Raw genomic sequence first — 20404 nt, forward strand, 5'->3', positions numbered from 1 at the left:
TGTTCTTTCGTCGAAGTGGTGAGTAATCAACCTTATTCTAGCGTTTATAACCCAGACTATAGATGAAAGATTTTATATAGGCAATACCAATCATAAGTGAGCTGCTGTCAAGCTTAGAGAACCCGGTATTGTAGAATTTCCTTTAACATCCTTCGACCTCGAGCCCGTCGGGATTTTATGGTCCCAGGGGCCACCTGCAGGATCTCGGCGGCCTCACTAACAGAATGCTCCGCGAAATCTATGAGCACTAAGGCAGCACGGTGCTCCGGGGGAAGGAGGTCAAGAGCGCGTTGCATTTCCTCGCTTAGATTCATCCTATCGATCAGTTCGGCGAAAGGGTCGAAGCTCATCGCTGCTTCCACCTCGGCATTAAATTCCGCGCGATCGGCGCTGATAACGCTATGAGTATGCTTCCGATTGTGGTCATAGCTGGCATTGGCAACTAAGCGATGCAACCATGTGGATAACTTGGAATCCCCCCGAAAACCCGAAAGATTCCGTGCGGCCCGTAAGAGTGCATCTTGCAAGATATCCTCGGCATCGGCTTCCGTACGAGCATATTTGCGAGCCACATAGCGCAAATGACGTTCATGTTTGCCTACAATCTCGGCGAAAGCAGCATCAGATCCAGCAAGATAGTCGGCAACCAAGACTTCATCGGCTTGAGCTTCCAAGGCAGCGCTGGCACGCTCGACAGAATTGCGGGTAGTTGCCTCATCATGCTGGTGGGAACGAGCCATAGCTGGACTTTCGGTTCACGGCGGGCATCCCTCATCGGCACCAGAGAGAGGATGGTAAAAGCATCACCGTTTTCTTATATGTTGGGAAGTATCAGTGCACTTTTTTGCTAGCGCTTCATGAAAGGTATAGCAACGGGGGTATCAGTGCACGCATATGCTTTATATTCAGCTATTTATTAAAAACAACTGAGAAATTTACTGATGTCTGTAGATCGGATACAGGTGGATTGGCACTAATTTTTCTCACAACCAAACTCCATAAATGGGAATACAGCGAAGAATCTGGTGAGTACATCACAAGAGAACAATGAGTACAACAAGATGGGAGCTCCACGATGATATCGGCGGGGTAGGTCAAAAATATCAAAAAGAACCTCCGTAAAAATATGGAGGTTCTTTTTGATATTTTTCTTCTTAGGGCATTCCCACTACTTGGAGCTCTTTGATCTCTACACCCTCGGCTTCGCCTTTAATAGAGCTGACCAGGACGAGTAGCTGTTTGATGTGTGTAGAGGAATCAATATCGACACTCGCCCGCGTTTTATCCACACTGAGCTCAGCTAAGATATTTCTTGCCAAGAGATCGTTGAGGTTAGTTTGAGCCCCGATGGGATTATTGTCGCGCACCCCAAAGACCTGCAGCCTAAAGCCCGGAGTAGGGCTATTGACCACGAGTCGGTTGATCTCACTGGCTGCTGCCAGATTAATAATAACCGCCTCATCTGCCTGGGCCTTCCATATAGTCTCTGGATTACCATCGGCAGCAAAGGATGCAGTGGCATTGCTATCTCTCCACGGATAGGCCGACTCCACGGCCAAGATCAGCGAAGGTTTGGCTATCTCAGAGCTTATAGGTGCAAGCTCCTCAGCCTTAATGGGGGCCTGCTCGTTGCCACTATTGAGTACGGAGGTAATATACGCGGTAATGATCGCGGCCAGCACCACCATTGAGGTAGCACCGACAAGGACGGCTGTGGTAGCACCGCGCCCATACCCTTTACGGCCGAATCCACCCACAGGCGACTTAATCTCTCGGGGGGCCTTTTGAGCGGTCACCTGGAGGGTTTGGGTATCACCTGGCTCAGTTGGCTCAGAGAGCTTCTTTAGGTACTTCTCATAGGCTCCGGGCATCTCCTCGAGGTCGCCCTCTAAGAGCTCTCTAATATCTGATGGGGCCTCGTCGTTGATCAAGATGCCTAAGGCGGTGCGCAGAGATTTCAAATCTTGCTCGTGGGTAGCGTCGGCCAGAACGGCTGGGAAAGCGAGCACCGCTACCCCATCGGTATTCACCCGAATTCGAGCCCTATTATCCAGGCCCAAGGTCTTCTTGCCAGCAGCAGCCACCAACGGCGCCAGTGCGAATACCACCGCCTGGGGATCCTGCTGATAGGGATCGCTAGCGAGCTTAGCGAGCGGAGTTCCGTGCACCCAATCGGCGATGATCAAACACCCATTACGGTAAGAGCGAACCTCAATATTTTTTGCGATACTGTCGCTCTTTAAGCCGGCAAGTGCGAGGGTTCTCACTTTGACTCGATCGGCAGCATCAGCGGCCGCTGCAGGACTCAGCGGCGCCATTGGGGTGAGCCCAGAGGTATCAACGAAGGTCAGGGATACCTCGCGTCCCGTCCGCTTCTCCATAGCCCGCCAGAAGCGAACTCCCGGGGCGGATCCGTGATCGACCAGGAGCCGGAAACTGCCATCGCTGACTTCAGCGCCTGGAACCAGTCGCGGACCCCGAACGATACCCGCAGACATTGGCGGCGGTACAGGGGTGGCGTTGAAAGTATCGTCAATATAATTCGGTTGTTCCACTTTCAACTCCTGGGCACTCAGATGGGAAATCTTAGCCGGCTCGCTCGGCTGGATAATTCGGTTCACTCCCGGAATTCGGGCCAGTAGCTGAGCCAATTTCTTTACTTCGGGCAACTGGGAACGCGAGAGAACTAAGCCCGTCATTGCGAGGAAAACAATCCCCGCAATGGTTAATTGGACAAGATAACCAACCGACCCCAAGGCGTCAAAGAGCTGACCAGCCGCCAGATCGATAGCTTGGCTGAGGGCAAAAGCGATCAACCCACCTAAGGAACTAGCTGCGAGCGCCCACGCACAGGTGCGAATAATATCTCTGGTGCCTAGATGGCCCAATTTCCGCCTGAGTAAAAAGGCTCCAATCACAGCGCCAGCAACAAAGCCAAAACCATTGGCAGCACCGAGGAGGATCACTACCCGCGACGGTGACGTGGCAACAATGGGAGCCAGCAGCGAAAGCGCAATTTTCGTCCCCGTTATACCAGCGATAATAAAGGTTGGGGTCCACGCTTCCTCGCGCGCATAAAAGACCCGCAGGTGCAGAAGAACAGTGGCATAGGGTAAAAGAGTGAAGGCCGAGAAGCTCAAAGTCCAGCCCAAGATGGTCGCCTCAGGGCCGGCGAATTGCCCATAGGCGAAAAGGCCACGGGCAATCCAGGTTCCAAAAATAGTAAAGAAAACAATGATCGGAATCAGCGCAATATAGGTGAGCTTGGAACCTATGATGAGATCTTGGGTGACCGCCTTATCGTCTCCATCAGCAGCATTGCGCGAAAGCCGCGGCATAATGGCAGTGAGCAGGGTAACACCAATAATGCCATAGGGAACTTGCAATAATAGCCACGCCTGCTGGTAAATATTTGGCGCCGCCGCATCCGCCACAGAGGCGATACGGGTAGTGACGATATAGCCCAACTGACTGATGGCGACATAGAAAATAATCGCCGCGGCCATGCCCCCGAATTGCTTCAAGCGAGCGTCAATGCCCCACAGCGGTTTGAGGGAAATATTAGTGCGGCGAATATACGGAAATAGTATGAGAGCCTGCACAACCACACCGACTGTGGTGCCAATACCCAAGAGCATCACATGTATGTCAAAAGCTCCGGCTGGTTGCTCGGGAGTTAATTCCCCAGGAACAAACCAATAGGCGCCCATGACGGCAAGCACAATGAGATTATTCATCACCGGCGCCCAGGCGCCTGGCTTGAAGATCCCCTTGGTATTGAGAATAGCCATTAAGAGTGCAAAAATGCCGTAGAAGAAAATCTGTGGCAAGAGCCAGTAGGCAAAGCCGGTGGATTGGACGATATTGACCTTACCGTCGCTACGCAATGCCATTTGCACAAGATAGGGGGCGGCAATAACGGCAAGCAGGGTAATCGACCCTAATAACGTTACCGCAAGAGTAAACAGGCGCCTGATAAAAGCCTCTCCCCGATCGGGATCTTCTTTTTCGGCGCGCACCAATACGGGGACCACAAGGGAGGTCAGCACCGCGCCCAGAACGATCTCAGTGATCAAATTGGGCAATGTATTGGCGGTATTAAAAGCCGAAGCGATCGCCCCACCTAAGGTGGCGGTGATGATCACATTGCGCAAAAAGCCAGTAATCCGGCTAAAGAGCGTGGCTATAGCCATCGACCCTGAGGAGCGTACCACCTCGGCGTCATCGGCTTTATATTCAGCTTTTCTTTCGGCCTCGAGCAGTGAGGTTGAGCGCGGCTCCTGTGTGTGATGAGGAGCCTTCTCCTCACCTCCACGTGGTGGCATTAGAGGGGTGCCGGGCTCGTTCGCGGCAGTTAAGCTTCTTAGCGGCCGATCGTCCTGGTGCCCATCAAGCTTATTGAGGTGATTGCTCACGCCATTCTCCTTAGCTGAAGAAGGTGGAAAGATCCCGTCGCCCCTCACCGTGGAGAAACTAGGGAAAAGTCTCAAAGAGACCATCTTCCTCCGTAGTTCTAGAAAAATGGAAATCGTAGCGGGGTTAACCGTTGCCCCCACTAGCTAATCCGAAGAACCTTGAACTAGATCATTTGTCACGTCTAAATTCCGCCAGAAGGCTGGGGAAAATTCGCCCGATAAGAACGATAACGAGAGCTAGTAGCACATAACCGGCGAAGCCTGAAGTACCAGATAATCCCGATCGGGTTTGTACACCCATGGTCACGGACTCAGATATGGCGTCATTGGTATTTGTGGTCAACCACATACGAAGATCTGCTCGTCGAGACTCCACAGCCTCCAGATTTGCATTCATCGAGATCGTAATCGAGCCCTTTGCGGGGATAAGAATCTCCCGCGGAATTCCAATCTTCGCCTCGTTGGGCCCACTATAGGCAAGCCTGGCATCGACAGGTAGCGGTAAACCATTTTGAGCCACAACAAGAAGCGGTGATGAATCCGAGGTTCTTGTGAAAACATTTCCTGGTGGAATAAGGCTCACCGAATTCCTCAGTTGTGCCAGAGTCTCCCGGGTGGCGGCAATGAGGTTCCTAATATCCTCACTATGCTCATCGAAACGCGCTATAGATTGGCGCCCCTCTAGAGTAAAAGAGCGGATCACATCTCGGCGTAAGGGCTCAGTAAACTCATAAGGGCTCAAGGAGATAGCGGAATCGCTAATCATCAAGCGCGTGAGGTTATCTATAGATGATACTAAACCTTTAGCCGCTAATAGCTCGGTGTCAGCTATTTGAGCGGGATCGGGAAAAGGAGAGGAAACAGCTACGAACTCTTCCGCTTGATCCAAAGCTTCTTGCTCTTGAGGGAGCGGGGTGATCACGTTCAGTAAGTTGCGCGGTTGGGCAGCTCGATCTCTGAGTAATTCAGCAGCAGTATCCAACCACGGTTGTCCACTATCTATATTGCTCGGCAACGGCACCACCAATGGTTGGGAATCTTCTTCTGTGCGCTGGGAGATACTTAAACGCAGGATATTTGATGCTGTATTACTGCGAGCTACTAGTGAATCCTGGCGGTAATCATAGCGGTGCGAATCAGGGGTATAACTCATGGTGAGTGGATCTGGTGCGCTATGTGCAAAACTTGAGGCTACTAAACTATCGAATCCGGCGGCTCGAATTCCTGGTGCTAAGGGGGCAAATCGTCCACTAGTTTGCGGGAAAGAGTTATCGGCTAGCAGTACTGTGATGGGACGCTGTGGAAGGGGTGCAGTAGTAGTATCAGTATCCTTCGGTTCCCGTGCATTCCACGCCGTTGCGAGATCAGTAGGCATCTGATTGTTATTGGTAGGGGTGGAATAATCAGCCCAGCCGAGGGAACTAATGGTTGTGGGTTCAAGATAACCGCTTGCGGGAATAACAATATCTGGTGCCGGATTTACGCCCAGTTCGCGCCTGAGGATCAGAGCACCCTGATCCAGCGCTTCGCGCATGAGCCAGCTATCCCCTAGCTTTGCTAGTCCGTTGATATCGGTATTAGCCCACGGTAGTGCCACCACACAAGAGGTGGTACTTAGAAGTGCTTTGAGTTCTGCAAGCCAGCGTGCGGCGTCGTCTGAGGCGCTACCAGGGATGGAATCGATATCTTGGTCGGCAAAAAACCATGAATCGCGCAGGCGTAGATTCTGTGAGACTGAACTCGGGCGTTCTGTGGCAATGCGATAGCCCTGAGTCATCCTCGATACGGTATCTATAAGCTGTGGATCAAGGGCGATACAACTAGCTTCTTTCAAAGCTGGCTCTCTGTCTGTGACCGTGCGGAAGTCTTTGACTATTGTGCTCAGCCGCCCATCGGGGGCAAGCTGACGAGCGAGATTTTCGCTGCGCATAATAAGCGGCGCGCGTTCTTTCCCAGCTTCCCCAGTTTCCCCGCCGAGAATATCAACTACGGCAGTAATGGGATAGATCAGGGTAAGTCCGGGTGCTCGCTCGGGATTGTCAGTTTCCTCTTCCTTTGCATCCTGAGGAGTACGAGGAGTACTCGGATCTGCCGCGACGTTGAGGAGAAAGCGCTGGGATGAATATCGTTGCCCTGAGGTAGTATTTTGTACTCCAAATAATAAAGGATAGATACCTGGGCGAATAATATCGAATCCACCAATCGCCTGCGCTGCGGTGGGGATTTCAATATCGATATGGCGCGTCTCTCCCGGCACAATCGGACCGTCAATATCAATAGTATTAGCAAAGAATGGATAAGCTTCTTGGCTCAGAGCTGGAAGTTCAAGAGCCTGGTTAACGCTTCTGGGTTCCGCTGCCCGTTTTGGAACAATAATGATATTGTCCATCTCGCTATCCGTATTATTGCGCACCGATAGAGAGACCTGGAGGACTTGCCCAAAGGAGATCTGAGCTGGTGCTCGATCGAGACTTATTGCTAGATCTGGTTCTCGCTTATCAACCCGCGGGCTTTGGCCCACCCAGGTTCCTAGTGCCGCCGGGTTGTTTGGAGAATGAGGCAGCGGGTTGGCCAGCGCACTTGTGGGGCCGAGCATACTAAGGGTCAGCGCAATACCGAGAGCCAGGCGACACGAGTGAGGAGAGGATGGTTTCATCGGGGCGTCATCCGTCCTTCCTGCGCCTCCGTGCGGGCTAAATCGGGGAGCATCCGAAGCGCGATCTTGGCCAGCTTACGCTCATCGGCATACGCAAAATACTCAAGGAGTGCTGAGGCTGGTATCCACGCGACCTCGGTAACCTCAGGATCTTCGTCGTTAAGAACTCCATCTTGATAACGCAGCAGGTAGTGGTAAACAGTCTTATGAATACGCGTATTATCCGAAACGAACCAGTAGCTAATTTGTCCGAGAGTGGCAAAGACCTCGCCGAGAATGCCGGTTTCTTCCCACACTTCCCGTGCCGCTGTTGCTTCGATATCTTCGTGCTCTTCCACATGGCCTTTAGGCATGGACCATAAAAGGCGCCCGCGCCGATCCTTGCGCCCGATGAGAGCCACATAGATCTTTGACAGATCTACTCGCCCACGGTGATCGACAGCCTCTGCAAGCCCGGAGATGACGAGCCCCCCAGCGGAGGTCTCCATTCGTTTCATCATCCGGTGAGCTTCGGGTGGTCGCTTTGGCCCACGACGGTTGGTACTGCGCCCACCCTGGCGGCGGCGCCCCTCCCCTCGCTTCCGTATTGTCGCTTTTTGGGTGCGCTTAGGTTTTGGCTTCTCCTTGGGCTTATCCTTCTTAGTCAACCGCGCCCGGTGTGCTAGAGAGTTGGGGGTGAGTATTTCTTCACTACTCAGTCTTGGGAGGATAGTATCCGCAGTGCGCGCATGAATTTGGGATTGTCCACTCTGTGAAGGAGAACCCTGAGGTGATGATAGAGAAGACATCTCTTCAGACTCCATTCCTTGACGGTGCGGTCACTATTAATGACAATGTGGTTTATGTCAGATCCTCCAGCCCTTCGGTGCAAGGGTTGTAGATATCATCGTTGGTATTTTTAATGTCGAGCATTATTTTATCTGTCTTTAGCATAGACCACGAACACGGTAGACTTACCCAGCGTGACTATCCCCCCTAATCAGCAGAAAACCCTCGAACTACCCTTCACCACAGAGGCGGCAATTAGCCAACTTAATAAAGCCCTGCAGCCGCTCTTTGCAGATATAGTGCCCTTAGCCGAAAAATTTCACCAAAGGGGATATACCTTATACCTCGTGGGCGGATCGGTGCGCGATGCGCTCATGAATCGGTTGGGCAATGATTTGGACTTCACTACTGATGCCCATCCCGAGATCGTTTCTGAGATTTTACAGGACTACGCTGATGTGGTTTGGGATACCGGTATTGACTTCGGAACCGTCTCGGCCGAAAAGGCTGGACAGCAAATTGAAATTACCACCTTTCGCGCTGATCTCTACGATGGGCACTCGCGAAATCCAGTGGTGCACTTCGGATCGACTCTGGAAGGGGATCTGATCCGCCGCGATTTTCGGTGCAATGCGATGGCGGTTGAAATTACTGCGGAAGGTTCTCTAATTTTTCATGACCCCATGGGTGGGCTTAAGGACCTTAGTCAAAGGAGGATCGATACTCCAGCCAGCCCAGAGGAGAGCTTCCATGATGATCCCTTACGGATGTTGCGTGCGGCTCGCTTTGTCTCGCAGTTGGAATTCGAACTCGCTCCCCGAGTGCGTCATGCCTTAACCCAGATGGCCTCCCAATTGGAGCGGATAACCGCGGAGCGGATCCAGGTGGAGCTAGATAAATTAATGCTCGGTCGCATACCTTGGGAAGGCGTCGATGTCATGGTGGATACTGGTCTCGCCCAGTACTGCTATCCCGAGTTATTAGAATTACGCATGACTCAAGATGAGCACCAGCAGCATAAAGATGTTTATGCGCACTCGCTTCAGGTGTTACGACAAGCTATTGATCAAGAAGAAGTCCCCGACTTGGTATTACGTTGGGCTGCTTTAGTTCATGATATCGGTAAACCCGAGACTAGGGCCTATGACCAAAATGGGAGAGTTAGTTTTCACCAACATGAGGTTGCGGGTGCGCGCTTGGTGCGTCGCCGGATGCGGGCACTGAAATACTCGAAGGCGATGATCAAACAGGTCAGCCAATTGGTCTTCCTGCATATGCGCTTCCACGGCTTTAATGAAGGTAAGTGGACTGATTCAGCAGTGCGTCGGTATGTCAATGACGCTGGCGATCTCCTGCCCCGGCTGCACAAACTGGTTCGAGCGGATTGCACAACGCGCAATAAGAAAAAGGCGCAGCGTTTACAACGCATTTATGATCATCTAGAAGAGCGTATCGCTGAGATTGCCGAAAAAGAAGATCTTGCACGAGTTCGCCCCGATCTTGACGGCAACGCCATTATGGACTTGCTTGATTTACAGCCGGGCCCCGACGTTGGTCGAGCATGGGCCTATCTGAAGGAATTACGGTTGGAATTGGGCCCTCTGGAGCCAGAGTTGGCTAGCAAGTATTTGCTTGCGTGGTGGGAGGAACGGCAGTCTGCCTCCTAGTCTCATAGAATGGTAAGAAAAAGAGACTCATATATGGGGCTCAACTGATAACTAAGGGTGTGTGATTGTGGCGGAAGCAATGCGAGAGCGTATTTTTGCAAATCTTGAACGTAATGAGGTTTATCCGGGGCAGGTATTAGTAGCAGCGCCCGATACCGATTCCGATGAGGCGAATCGAGGTGTCATCCTAATTATTAGCCATGATACTGAAGGGACTCTCGGGGTATTGCTGAACCATCGCACTGATATGGCCGTTGCTGAGGTGCGTCCTGATTGGCAGCCGTGGGTAGCGAAGCCTCAGACGCTGTACCACGGGGGTTCGACGAATCCCGAGATGGCTATCGCAGTGGCGGTAACAAAGCCCGAGGTGGATAATTCTCAGATCTCTAGCCTGATGCGCATCACTAACCGTATAGCCTTGGCGGATCTAGGCCTAGCGCCCGAAAGCATTGCTGAGTATATCGAGGCGGTGCGCATCTTTGTAGGTACGTATTTTTTCGCCCCGGGTGAACTCGAAGCTGAGATAGCTGAAGGAGAATGGTATGTTGCTCCCTGCCTGCCGAGCGATGTCATCGCTCCAGGTGCAGTAGATTTGTGGGGTGATATTATGCGGCGTCAACCCATGCCACTCCCCCTTCTTGCAACGCACCCAGGTTTAGACGTAGACGAGAACTAACATAGACAAAACCGCAATGTTTCACGTGAAACATTGCGGTTTTAAACGTGTGTTAGTTCGCTAATTCCGGGAATTTGGTTACGGCATCCTCCCATAACCTTAAGAATTCGTCGGCCGTTACGTCAAAAGCCTCAATATCAGGAAATGTGTCAAACGTATCGGGATGAGGCACACGTTTATTAGGTGTGCTAGCAAGCCCTGCAGCGTAGTCGGGAGAACCAGCGCCCTGGATGACACCCTGGGGGTCGAGTTCGATGATCCGCTGCAGCTCACACTGTGTGGGGTCCAAGGGTTTTAACTCGGCGATATGACTAACCGATCCAGCTCCCTCAATAGTGAGGTCCAGTCGGATATAAAGCAAGTGCTGATCCATCTACGGTCCTTTTCTTCTGTGACTTTATGGCGGTAAAATTCTACACCCCTAGTTTACGTTGTGATCGGGTTCGAGCTGCGCGCCATATCGTGCTGCCAACCACGAGCACATCATGAGCTGAATCTGGTGGAAGATCATCAAGGGGGTGATGAGCACTCCGATATTGGCGGCGCCGAAGATGATAGCCGCCATGGGTAGGCCGGTAGCGAGCGATTTCTTAGAACCGCAAAATTGGATAGCGCGGGTATCACTCAGGGTAAAACCTAAGCTTTGCCCCACCTTGTACGTGAGAGCAAGCGTAAGACTCACTATTGCAATGGAGATGACAATCAGAAGGATGATATCGCGATAACTAATACTCGCCCACAATCCCGTTACCATGCCGGCTGAGAAGGCAGAGTAAACCACCATCGCGATAGAAAGACGGTCAACCACCTTCGTGGCCTTATTCTTTGCCACCTCTGCTACAAGTGGCCTTGATAGCTGGCCTAGGATAAAGGGCAGGAGTAGCTGTAGTGCGATATTGAAGAAAACGCTGGCGTCGATACGCAGAGTAGTGGTTGTTGTCATGGTGAGCATCACCAAGACGGGAGTTAGAACCACTCCCAAGAGATTGCTCAAAGAGGCGCTGACGATGGCGCCAGCGACATTACCTTTCGCGATGGAGGTAAATGCCACCGAGGACTGCACCGTGGAGGGAACGAGCGTGAGGTAAAGGAGGCCGATATATAACTGGCTTCCAATAATGGCTTCCACGGGTTTGAGAGCTAAGCCAATCAGTGGAAAGAAGACAAAGGTAAACACAACGATAACCAGATGCAATCTCCAGTGCTTGAGCCCCTCGAGGGCTTCAGCAGTGGACAGTCTAGCTCCGTAGAGGAAGAAAAGAAGTGCAATGGCCAGAGCAGTGGCCGCGGAAAAGTACTCGGCGGCGGTACCGCTTATGGGGAAAACCACTGCGCCGAGCACCGCTAGGAGAATTAAGACGATAAGGGGATCAATTTTGGGCATAGCTTTTAACCGCTAATAGTGGCCGTGGTACCCACAGTGCTGATCTCGAAATCCTTCAATGGGTCGCGAGCAGGCCCTGTTAGTACTGCCCCATCGACGATAGAGAATTCTGAATGGTGAGTTGGACACCGCACAAGATCGCCGTCTACTTCGGTGATCTGAGAGTGCTGGTGTGGGCAGTCGGCGGAATAGGCTTTGTATACCCCAGGTTCAGGTTGGGCGAGGATGATGCCATCTCGTATGATCGCACTGCCGACAGGGACGTCGCTGATATCCATCTCTTGCGCCTTCCCAGCGCAGGCAGTTAAGACCAAACCGGAAAAAGTCGATGCGGTGGCGAGGAGAAAGATGCGCCGCGAACAGGTTGATTCAGGTGAAGATTTCGGTGTAGTCATGACTGCTAGTATCTCACTTTTTTCGCCTATATGCTTTTTTGGGCGTCCTCACGATACTCCACTCCCTTCCCTGCCGCGTCTATGGTCAAGCGACAGTTATCTGGACGCACAATTATCAAGATGGTCTAAGGTCAGCGGTTATGACTCCTTTATATTTAGTCACAGTGACTAAATAAGGCCACAGTGCGCTACCCCCAGGTCGCTGAATTGTGAACAGAAAAAAAGACCCACCCCGCGGTGGGTTCACATATTTTTCAGTTACTGATCAGACCTTTTGGCCGCCTGGCGGACAGCCTCGAGATCGATGGCGGTACTCGCTCCTCCCCCACAACAATCACCCGAACATCCAGACGATGACTCCTTATTGCTTCTGAGGATCCCAGCGGCACGAGCTGCTAGAGAATTACCCAAACCAATCATATATAGAGCACCAATAAAGCTAACTGCGGTGATGGTGAGCAACCAGCTCAGTCCGCCATAGATCGGCGCGGAGCCAATTGCGATAAGTACTCCTGCAGCTACCCACAGTGGACCTGCCAGAGAGTGAGCGTGATCCCAGATGTCTTTGGATGCACGTACCTCTGGCACCTTGATTCCAATAAATCGGTTACCGGGGAGATTTTTCGTCCATGCCAGAACGCCACTCATGATCACGATAAGAGCACAGGCGCTCGCAAGAAGACCGAGAAAAAACATAGAGGAATTATATCACTCAGACCTGTCGGAGAATCGGCGAGGGGCGGATCACAACCTAGGCATTAAGGGGGTACGTTGGGGGTAGTTAGGGCAAGCGAGGAGCCTATGCTGACGTGTGCAGCCAGCGTGACTAGGAAAAATACCTATTGAGCGCTAGATTGAAAACCTAAGGGTGGACTTGTGCGCTCGGGCACCAAGCTGAGTTAGATCAGGTTCCGGGATGGAAAAACACCATCCTCCTCCAGTACCACAATCATTTGTATATAAAAGATAGGAATATATCAATGGACTTACGCAGGATTTCATCCTCGCTGCTCTTCAAGATCATTGTCGCCATCATATTGGGCATTATCTGTAGTCTCTTCTTCCCGGAGACTCTAGCCCGTGTCTTCGTCACCTTCAACGGGCTCTTCGGTAGTTTCCTCGGATTCTTTGTTCCCGTGCTTATCTTCGCCCTTATCACCCCTTCTATCGCAGGTCTGGGACGCGGCGCCGGTAAATGGTTAGGAATCACCACCGGTATAGCCTATGGTTCGGCTGTCATTTCGGGTCTGATGTCTTGGGGTATCGCAACGCTGATCTACCCATGGCTGCTCGCCAATCAGGATGAAGTTCGCGTCTCTGATATCGATGAGGGCGCTCTCACGGCGTATATCTCGATCGAAATGCCCGCCCCTATGCCTGTGATGACTGCTCTCATCCTTGCTTTCGTTCTCGGCGTGTCTATGACCACTGTAAAGTCGGATACTCTTTACGGGGCCGTCGCTGATCTGCGGCGTGTTGTGATGAAGGTTATCGCTAGCTTTATTATCCCGCTACTGCCTATCTATATTTTCGGCCTCTTCCTCTCCCTCGGTATGAATGGCAACTTAATAGATATTCTCTCGGCGTTTACCAAGGTGCTGCTCTTGGCCATCGTTTTCTCTTTTGTACTGCTGGCAATCCAGTATCTGCTTGCGGGTGCGATTACCGGCCGCAACCCTTTGACCGCTCTGAAGAATATGATGCCGGCTTATTTCACCGCGCTTGGCACCTCCTCCTCCGCCGCTACCATCCCGGTTACCTATGAATCAGCCCTGAAAAATGGTGTTTCCCGCTCTGTCGCGGGCTTCGTAGTTCCGCTCTGCGCCACCATTCACCTCTCTGGTTCCATGATGAAGATCTCGCTCTTCGCCTTCGCTATCATGTTCCTCGATGGTATGGCATTGCCTTTGCCGCTCGCCCTCGGTTTCATCCTCATGCTGGGTGTGACCATGGTAGCCGCACCGGGTGTTCCTGGTGGAGCTATTATGGCGGCAGTGGGGCTCCTATCGTCCAATTTGGGCTTCACCGATGAGCAGGTGGCGCTAATGATTGCCGCCTATATTGCCATTGACTCCTTCGGTACGGCCTGCAATGTGACCGGCGACGGTGCCATCGCCATGGTGATTGATAAATTTGCCAAGGGCACCATCGTTCGCAGCGAGCTTGATGAGGGCGACGATCTCGGCCTTGCGCTCGCTATTTCGGGCGAAGAGCATACAAAGTCCTAGCTGATACCATCCCACCCCAAGTGATCACCCTGATCTCTTGGGGTGTTTTTTGTTGGCCATCAACTCTCAGGTGGGGTTAGGCGGCCTCAACAATTTTTCTATTGCTTTACAGAAATGGGGTAAATCTGATTAAATAAAGGTCCATGGCAAAAAACACTGGTTTTGACCGTGGCGCATATATTGAAATGCAGTCGCGACATATTCAGGCTCGTCGCGAAGAAATCGGCGGAAAACTCTATCTCGAAATGGGCGGGAAGCTCTTCGACGATATGCACGCCTCACGCGTCCTCCCTGGATTCACTCCCGATAACAAGATCGCAATGCTTGAAGAGATTCGCGATGACGTCGAAATTCTTATTTGTATCAATGCCAAGGATCTAGAGCGCCATAAGATTCGCGCCGACCTTGGCATTACTTATGAAGACGACGTGCTCCGCCTCGTGGATGTCTTTCGGGATCGAGGTTTCCTCGTCGAGCACGTGGTGCTGACTCAACTCGAGGACGATAATCGTCTTGCACATTCTTTCTTAGAGCGCCTCGAGCGCTTGGGACTCAAGGTAGCCAAGCACCGTGTCATTCCAGGCTACCCCACCGATATGGATCTTATCGTCTCCGAGAAGGGGCTCGGCCGCAATGAATATGCCGCCACGACAAGAAACCTCGTTGTTGTGACGGCGCCAGGACCGGGTTCCGGGAAGCTCGCTACCTGCCTGTCCCAGATTTACCACGAGCATCGCCTGGGTATTAATGCCGGCTACGCAAAATTTGAAACCTTCCCTATCTGGAATCTCCCTCTCGAGCACCCCGTCAACCTTGCCTATGAAGCTGCAACGGTAGACCTCAATGACGCGAATGTCATCGATCACTTCCACCTTTCCGCCCACGGGGAATACACCGTGAACTATAATCGCGATGTCGAGGCTTTTCCATTGCTGAAAACCCTCCTGAAACGTCTCACAGGTGCCGAACCTTATCAGTCGCCAACTGATATGGGTGTGAATATGGCCGGTCTGTGTATTACCGACGACGAGGTGTGTCGTGAGGCTTCTCATCAGGAGATTATCCGCCGTTATTTCAAAACGCTTGTCGACGAAGCCCGAGGTGGTCTGGATTCTACCCAATCGGATCGTGCCGCCGTGGTGATGGCTAAAGCGGGTATCAGCGTCGAGGATCGACGTGTAGTCCAACCAGCGCGCGATAAAGCAACCGCAACCGGTCAGCCAGGTTCTGCAATCGAATTAGCCGATGGCACCATTATTACAGGGGCCACGTCTCCCCTGTTGGGCTGCTCTGCTGCCATGCTTCTCAATGCCTTGAAGTATTTGGCGGGGATCGACGATGAGGTGCACCTTTTGTCGCCGCAGTCCATTGAGCCTATTCAGTCTCTTAAAACGGATCATTTAGGATCGCTCAACCCTCGATTGCATACAGATGAGGTGCTGATCGCGCTATCTGTTTCTGCTGGCAGTGATACGCAAGCGAAAGCCGCTCTCGATCAACTCAAGCATTTAGAGGGATGTGATGTCCATACCACTACGATTCTCGGTTCCGTTGACGAGAGCATCTTCCGCAATTTAGGGATCTTGGTAACCTCCGATCCGCAATTTCAACGCAAGAGTTTATATCAAAAGCGTTAATGAGACCCCATGGCCCGCACCGAAGGGCCATGGGGTTTTCAATGTTTCACGTGAAACATTTAGTGTCAGATCGTCGCAGCTTTCATCTTCGCGATATAGCTACCTAACTGTGCAAGTAGATCCTCACGTGATTGATCACCCTGATAGGTAGCAATAATGGAACTTAAGGCAGAACCAGTTATCGCTCCCCTAGCTCCAGCTGCCAGAGCATTCGTCACATGCTCCGGCTTTGAAATGCCAAATCCTAGGAGTACGGGTGGGCCATTGAAACGGGCGATATTTTCCACAACTTCCTTCAGGCCCGTCATCTGGGCGGTACGCTCGGTACCCGTGACTCCATCACGGGAGATGGCATAGATATAGCCTTGAGATAGTTGAGCGACCTCGGCAAGGGTTGCCGCTGAGGCCTGAGCGGGAGCAATGAAGATGGGGGCGATATGTGCTGCGTGGGCTGCGCGCACAAAGGGCAAAGATTCTCTAACAGGAAGGTCTGGCATAAGGATACTATCAGCGCCAGCATCTGAAAATTCTTGATAGAACGCGTCAATACCACGGCTAAATGCCACATTGCTATAGACGAGCATTCCTATAGGGATATCGGGGAACTCCTCGCGAATACGGCGAATTAAGCTCAGACATACCTCAATGGTGCCGCCGGCGTTCAGGCCTCTCAGATGTGCGGCGGCGATGGTAGGACCATCGGCGACAGGATCAGAGAAAGGTACCCCGAGTTCGAGAGCGTCGGCACCGTGGCGAATAGCGGTGCGGATAATATCGAGTGAGGTTTCAAGGTCAGGGTCGCCTAGCATAAAGAAAGGGACGAAGGCACCTTCGGAACCCAATCGCTCAAAGAGGGCCTCGTAGCGATTCATGACATTTTCTCCTTTGTGATAGATAATTCGGGATGCTCGGAGAGGATACGGCGCACATGATCAATATCTTTATCGCCGCGACCAGATAGGCATACCACGATCGTTAGCGACTTCCTTTCCTTCTCCGCTTCCACGGCAGCCTTCAGGGCATAAGCCATGGCATGGCTGGATTCCAAGGCCGGGAGGATCCCCTCATAGCGACTGAGTAACTGGAAAGCTTCTAAAGCTTCAGCATCGGTGACAGGGATATACTGGGCCCGCCCCGTTTTGGCCAGATGGGCGTGTTCGGGACCGACACCAGGGTAATCAAGCCCAGCGGAGATGGAATACGATTCTAAAACCTGCCCATGAGCATCGCGCATCAAATAACTATGCGTTCCATGCAAAATTCCCTCAGAGCCGTGGGTGATGGTGGCTCCATGAAGTCCCGACTCGATTCCTTTACCCCCTGGTTCGGCGCCGACTAGAGCCACGGAGGGCTCATCGATAAAATCAGCAAAGATGCCTATGGCATTCGATCCCCCACCCACGCAGGCAACAACCATATCTGGCAGCGTTCCTATGCGCTCGATAATCTGAGCCTTGGCCTCGCGCGAAATCACTCGGTGGAACTCCTTGACAATAGTCGGGAACGGATGTGGACCGGCCGCTGTACCGAGAAGATAGTGAGAAGTAGAAAAATGAGCGGTCCAATCTCGCAGTGCTTCATTGACGGCATCCTTGAGGGTGCCAGAGCCAGAATGAACCGGAATAACTTGAGCCCCCATCAGCTCCATTCGGTAAACATTCGGTTGTTGTCTGGCGATATCATGGGCACCCATATAGATCACGCAGTCCAGACCTAGCAGAGAACACGCGAGCGCCGTTGCGGTCCCGTGTTGGCCAGCACCCGTCTCGGCGATAATCCTCGTTTTCCCCATGCGCTTTGCGAGGAGAGCCTGGCCGATTACCTGATTTGTTTTATGAGCTCCCCCATGGAGAAGATCCTCTCTTTTGAGGAAGATCCTGACATACTGTTTCCCCGTCAATGGAAGATTCGAGCACTCGGTCAACGGAGTGGGGCGACCGAGATAGTCTTTGAGATAGCGCTGAAATTCAGCGAGAAAATCGGGGTCCGATTGGGCGTGGATAAAAGCCTGCTCCAACTGATCAAGGGCAGGTATGAGGGATTCTGCGACAAACTGTCCTCCAAATTCGCCGAAATAGGCTGGGAGCTGTGAGGCTTGGATAGTCATGGTTGTCCATTCGGGTAGGTTTTGGGTTTTTAAAAAGGGTTGAGGGGATTGGCATAGCGGCGGATAGAGGTGAAGATATCCTTGATGAGTGCAGCGTTCTTATGGTGCTGGTACGCGCTCCCGCGCGGGTATTCGAGTCCGGAATTGAAATCTAAACCTCGTGTTCCCACAGCGAGGGCATCATCGAGGTGGTCAGCAGAGATACCGCCTGCCAAGAGACAGTGATGCGCTATATCGTTGGGGACTCGCGCCCAGTCGAAGCTAAGGCCACTGCCACCGTGATGCGCATCGAGGACCAGAAGATCGACGAGCGGCGCTAAATTGCGAGCTAGTTGTGGTCCCTGTGGTGAGGTCATAGAGACGGCGCGCCAAACAAAGAGCCCGTCCCCATAGCGATCTCGGGCCCGTTTAACGAGTGACTCCTCTTTTTCCAGCGAACCCTGATAGGGAGCGTGAAGTTGGATTGCGTAAAACCCCTCATTATCAAAGGCTGGCCAGTTCTCGGTATCGGTCGTGACCGCGATATAGTCAAGGCCAGGTTCATTTGTTATGACTTTTTGCGATGTTTCACGTGAAACATTGCGTGGACTCGAGGGGGCAACAATGAGACCTCCGTACCTCGCCCCGGCGGCGCGGGCGACCTCAGCTACCTGAGGTGAACGCAGACCGCATACCTTATGGTCGCCGTAGATCAAGGAGCGGCAGGCTCGGTCAATATCTTCTTGGGAGGTCAGCTGAGAGCCCACGAGAAAAGCGTCGGAGTGGGCGGCGAGGGAGCGAACTGTTCGATGATCGCGAATTCCGGACTCAGCAACCACCACCGCGCGATCGCCAATGATTTCACGTAGGCGGGCTGAGCGGGTGAGATCGATACTAAGATCGTGGAGGTTACGGTGATTCACCCCTATGATCCGAGCCCCTAGGTGAAGGGCTCGCCTAGCCTCATCGGCGTTGACGACCTCCGTGAGAATATCCATTCCTAACTCAGTGGCTCGGCGAGCAAGTAAGCGATACTCGGCATCGCTTAGAACGCTCAGCATTAAGAGGACGGCATCCGCACCGAAATAACGCGCAGCTGTTATCTGGATTTCGTCGATAATAAAATCTTTACACAGGACCGGAAGATGGGTGCTCGCGCTGACAGTTGCGAGGTGATCATAATCTCCGCCAAAGAAGCTCGGCTCGCATAAGACCGAGATCGCAGCCGCATACCGGGAGTAAACCCGCGCGATCTCCCCCGGACGATATTCAGAACGAATAAGACCCAAGGAAGGGGAAGAAGACTTGCACTCTAGTATGAACTGCGCGCCGGGTTGGCTCAGACTCAGCTCTAGACTCCGCTGCGAACGCGGCAGTGAAGAATTTTCTATGCCTGGGATGCGGGAGGCAATATCAGCCAGTTGATGGCGCCGTGAACGCACAATATTTTCCAGGATAGTGGGCATTTTAGCGTCCATAATCTGCCCTCTCATGAAGGTCCAACCAGCGATCGACGACCTGATCATCGAGAAGCGCCTGAGCCCGCTGAACGCCTTCCTTAAAAGTTTGGGCCTGACCGTGGAGATAGAATATGGCACCAGCTGATGCACACAGGGCATCTCGGTGTGCTGCGCTACCGCGTCCGGCGAATACCTGGCGCAGGAAGGCAGCATTCGCAGTGGCATCGCCCCCACGTAACGCAGAAATGGGGCGGCGAGTTAATCCCAGGTCTTCTGGTGAGAGTTCATAATGGTCGATTGTGCCATCGGGTAGTAACTCCCATATTGTAGTCGGCGCGTGTAGGGCAATTTCGTCCATTCCCCCACCGTGGACAACCATAGCTCTCTTGCGACCTAGATCTCGAAATACTCGGGCGATCATATCCCCTAGAGCCGGATTAGCGATCCCCATGAGCTGAAACTCGGGTTGTACCGGAGAAAGAATCGGACCAATGGTATTGAAAATAGTGGGAATTTTTAATGAGGTGCGTACAGGTACAACGTGGGCCACCGCTGGATGATAGGCGGGAGCAAAAAGGAAGGTGAAGCCCGAGGATTCGAATTGACGTATGGCCCGTTCAGGATCGAGATCGAGGGGGATACCTAATGCTTCGAGGACATCCGCCGATCCAGATTGTGAGCTGACGGAGCGATTCCCACATTTAATCACTTTCGCACCACCCGCGGCGGCGATCAATGAGGCTCCAGTTGAGATATTGATGGTATGGAGACCGTCGCCTCCAGTACCAGCGGTATCCAGCACACCCTCGCCAGAAATAGGAATCGGGCGAGCTGCCTTTAAAAAGGCCCGAGCTACTCCAGCGATATCCGCATAGGTTTCACCCCGCGTCCGAATAGTAGCAAGAAGTGCTGCGATATGGATATCGTCGTACTCCCCGACCGTTAACGGGGCGAATACCTCGGCCACTTCCTGGACAGAGGGGGTTGGGTTATCTAAAAAAGCGACAAATCTTTCGTGCATAGTTGTCATGA

General features: G+C 52.5%; 16 protein-coding genes. 4 read left to right on the top strand and 12 right to left on the bottom strand.

What is annotated here, in order from left to right; all coding sequences use genetic code 11:
• Positions 1-113: 113 nt before the first annotated feature.
• The 4 genes from N7326_RS07785 to N7326_RS07800 form a co-directional block, all read right to left on the bottom strand.
• Positions 114-740: a sigma-70 family RNA polymerase sigma factor gene (locus N7326_RS07785; protein ID WP_259079499.1), complete on the bottom strand. Its 627-nt coding sequence runs from the start codon at positions 738-740 to the stop codon at positions 114-116.
• Positions 741-1154: 414 nt separating this feature from the next.
• The gene (locus N7326_RS07790; RefSeq protein ID WP_411512297.1) at positions 1155-4325 is read right to left on the bottom strand and encodes a murein biosynthesis integral membrane protein MurJ; all 3171 of its coding nucleotides are present in this window, start codon (positions 4323-4325) and stop codon (positions 1155-1157) included.
• A 259-nt stretch (positions 4326-4584) separates the two neighbouring features.
• A complete protein-coding gene (locus N7326_RS07795; protein ID WP_259158602.1) occupies positions 4585-7071 on the bottom strand; it encodes a DUF6049 family protein in 2487 nt (828 codons plus the stop codon).
• Positions 7068-7859, bottom strand: coding sequence for an NUDIX hydrolase (locus N7326_RS07800; protein WP_259079502.1), 792 nt, complete (start codon positions 7857-7859; stop codon positions 7068-7070). Before N7326_RS07800 ends, N7326_RS07795 begins: the two co-directional genes overlap by 4 nt.
• 234 nt (positions 7860-8093) lie before the next feature.
• Between N7326_RS07800 and N7326_RS07805 the strand changes: the two genes are divergently transcribed.
• Together N7326_RS07805 and N7326_RS07810 are read left to right on the top strand one after the other, a co-directional pair.
• On the top strand, positions 8094-9506 hold the full coding sequence (locus N7326_RS07805; RefSeq protein WP_259079660.1) for a CCA tRNA nucleotidyltransferase: 1413 nt from the start codon (positions 8094-8096) through the stop codon (positions 9504-9506).
• A 79-nt stretch (positions 9507-9585) separates the two neighbouring features.
• Positions 9586-10182, top strand: a complete 597-nt coding sequence (locus N7326_RS07810; protein ID WP_259158640.1) for a YqgE/AlgH family protein — start codon at positions 9586-9588, stop codon at positions 10180-10182.
• Positions 10183-10234: 52 nt separating this feature from the next.
• Here the strand turns inward: N7326_RS07810 and N7326_RS07815 are convergent, their stop codons facing one another.
• The 4 genes from N7326_RS07815 to N7326_RS07830 all read right to left on the bottom strand — a co-directional run bounded on the left by N7326_RS07815 (position 10235) and on the right by N7326_RS07830 (position 12657).
• Complete coding sequence (locus N7326_RS07815; RefSeq protein ID WP_259158603.1) at positions 10235-10555, bottom strand: hypothetical protein; 321 nt, start codon at positions 10553-10555, stop codon at positions 10235-10237.
• Between the two features lie 48 nt (positions 10556-10603).
• Positions 10604-11566, bottom strand: a complete 963-nt coding sequence (locus N7326_RS07820; RefSeq protein WP_259158605.1) for a bile acid:sodium symporter family protein — start codon at positions 11564-11566, stop codon at positions 10604-10606.
• 5 nt (positions 11567-11571) lie between these two features.
• Positions 11572-11916, bottom strand: coding sequence for a Rieske (2Fe-2S) protein (locus tag N7326_RS07825; protein ID WP_396124771.1), 345 nt, complete (start codon positions 11914-11916; stop codon positions 11572-11574).
• 303 nt (positions 11917-12219) lie between these two features.
• The gene (locus N7326_RS07830) at positions 12220-12657 is read right to left on the bottom strand and encodes an SdpI family protein (protein ID WP_259079508.1); all 438 of its coding nucleotides are present in this window, start codon (positions 12655-12657) and stop codon (positions 12220-12222) included.
• A 284-nt stretch (positions 12658-12941) separates the two neighbouring features.
• Here N7326_RS07830 and N7326_RS07835 point away from each other — a divergent pair, with 284 nt between their 5' ends.
• Both N7326_RS07835 and N7326_RS07840 read left to right on the top strand, forming a co-directional pair.
• Complete coding sequence (locus tag N7326_RS07835) at positions 12942-14189, top strand: dicarboxylate/amino acid:cation symporter (protein WP_259158607.1); 1248 nt, start codon at positions 12942-12944, stop codon at positions 14187-14189.
• A gap of 143 nt (positions 14190-14332) precedes the next feature.
• Complete coding sequence (locus tag N7326_RS07840; RefSeq protein ID WP_263088392.1) at positions 14333-15826, top strand: DUF1846 domain-containing protein; 1494 nt, start codon at positions 14333-14335, stop codon at positions 15824-15826.
• Between the two features lie 65 nt (positions 15827-15891).
• Here the strand turns inward: N7326_RS07840 and trpA are convergent, their stop codons facing one another.
• The 4 genes from trpA to trpD are packed head-to-tail and all read right to left on the bottom strand — an operon-like array spanning position 15892 to position 20402.
• Positions 15892-16698, bottom strand: coding sequence for a tryptophan synthase subunit alpha (gene trpA / locus N7326_RS07845; RefSeq protein WP_259079527.1), 807 nt, complete (start codon positions 16696-16698; stop codon positions 15892-15894).
• The gene (trpB, locus tag N7326_RS07850; protein WP_259079533.1) at positions 16695-17933 is read right to left on the bottom strand and encodes a tryptophan synthase subunit beta; all 1239 of its coding nucleotides are present in this window, start codon (positions 17931-17933) and stop codon (positions 16695-16697) included. Before trpB ends, trpA begins: the two co-directional genes overlap by 4 nt.
• Before the next feature lie 29 nt (positions 17934-17962).
• Entirely contained in the window at positions 17963-19390 is a 1428-nt protein-coding gene (gene trpCF, locus N7326_RS07855; protein ID WP_263088400.1) for a bifunctional indole-3-glycerol-phosphate synthase TrpC/phosphoribosylanthranilate isomerase TrpF, read from the bottom strand.
• Entirely contained in the window at positions 19380-20402 is a 1023-nt protein-coding gene (gene trpD, locus N7326_RS07860) for an anthranilate phosphoribosyltransferase (RefSeq protein WP_259158611.1), read from the bottom strand. Before trpD ends, trpCF begins: the two co-directional genes overlap by 11 nt.
• Between the last annotated feature and the right edge of the window lie 2 nt (positions 20403-20404).

Source organism: Corynebacterium sp. ES2794-CONJ1 (assembly GCF_025660615.1).
Lineage (GTDB): Bacteria > Actinomycetota > Actinomycetes > Mycobacteriales > Mycobacteriaceae > Corynebacterium.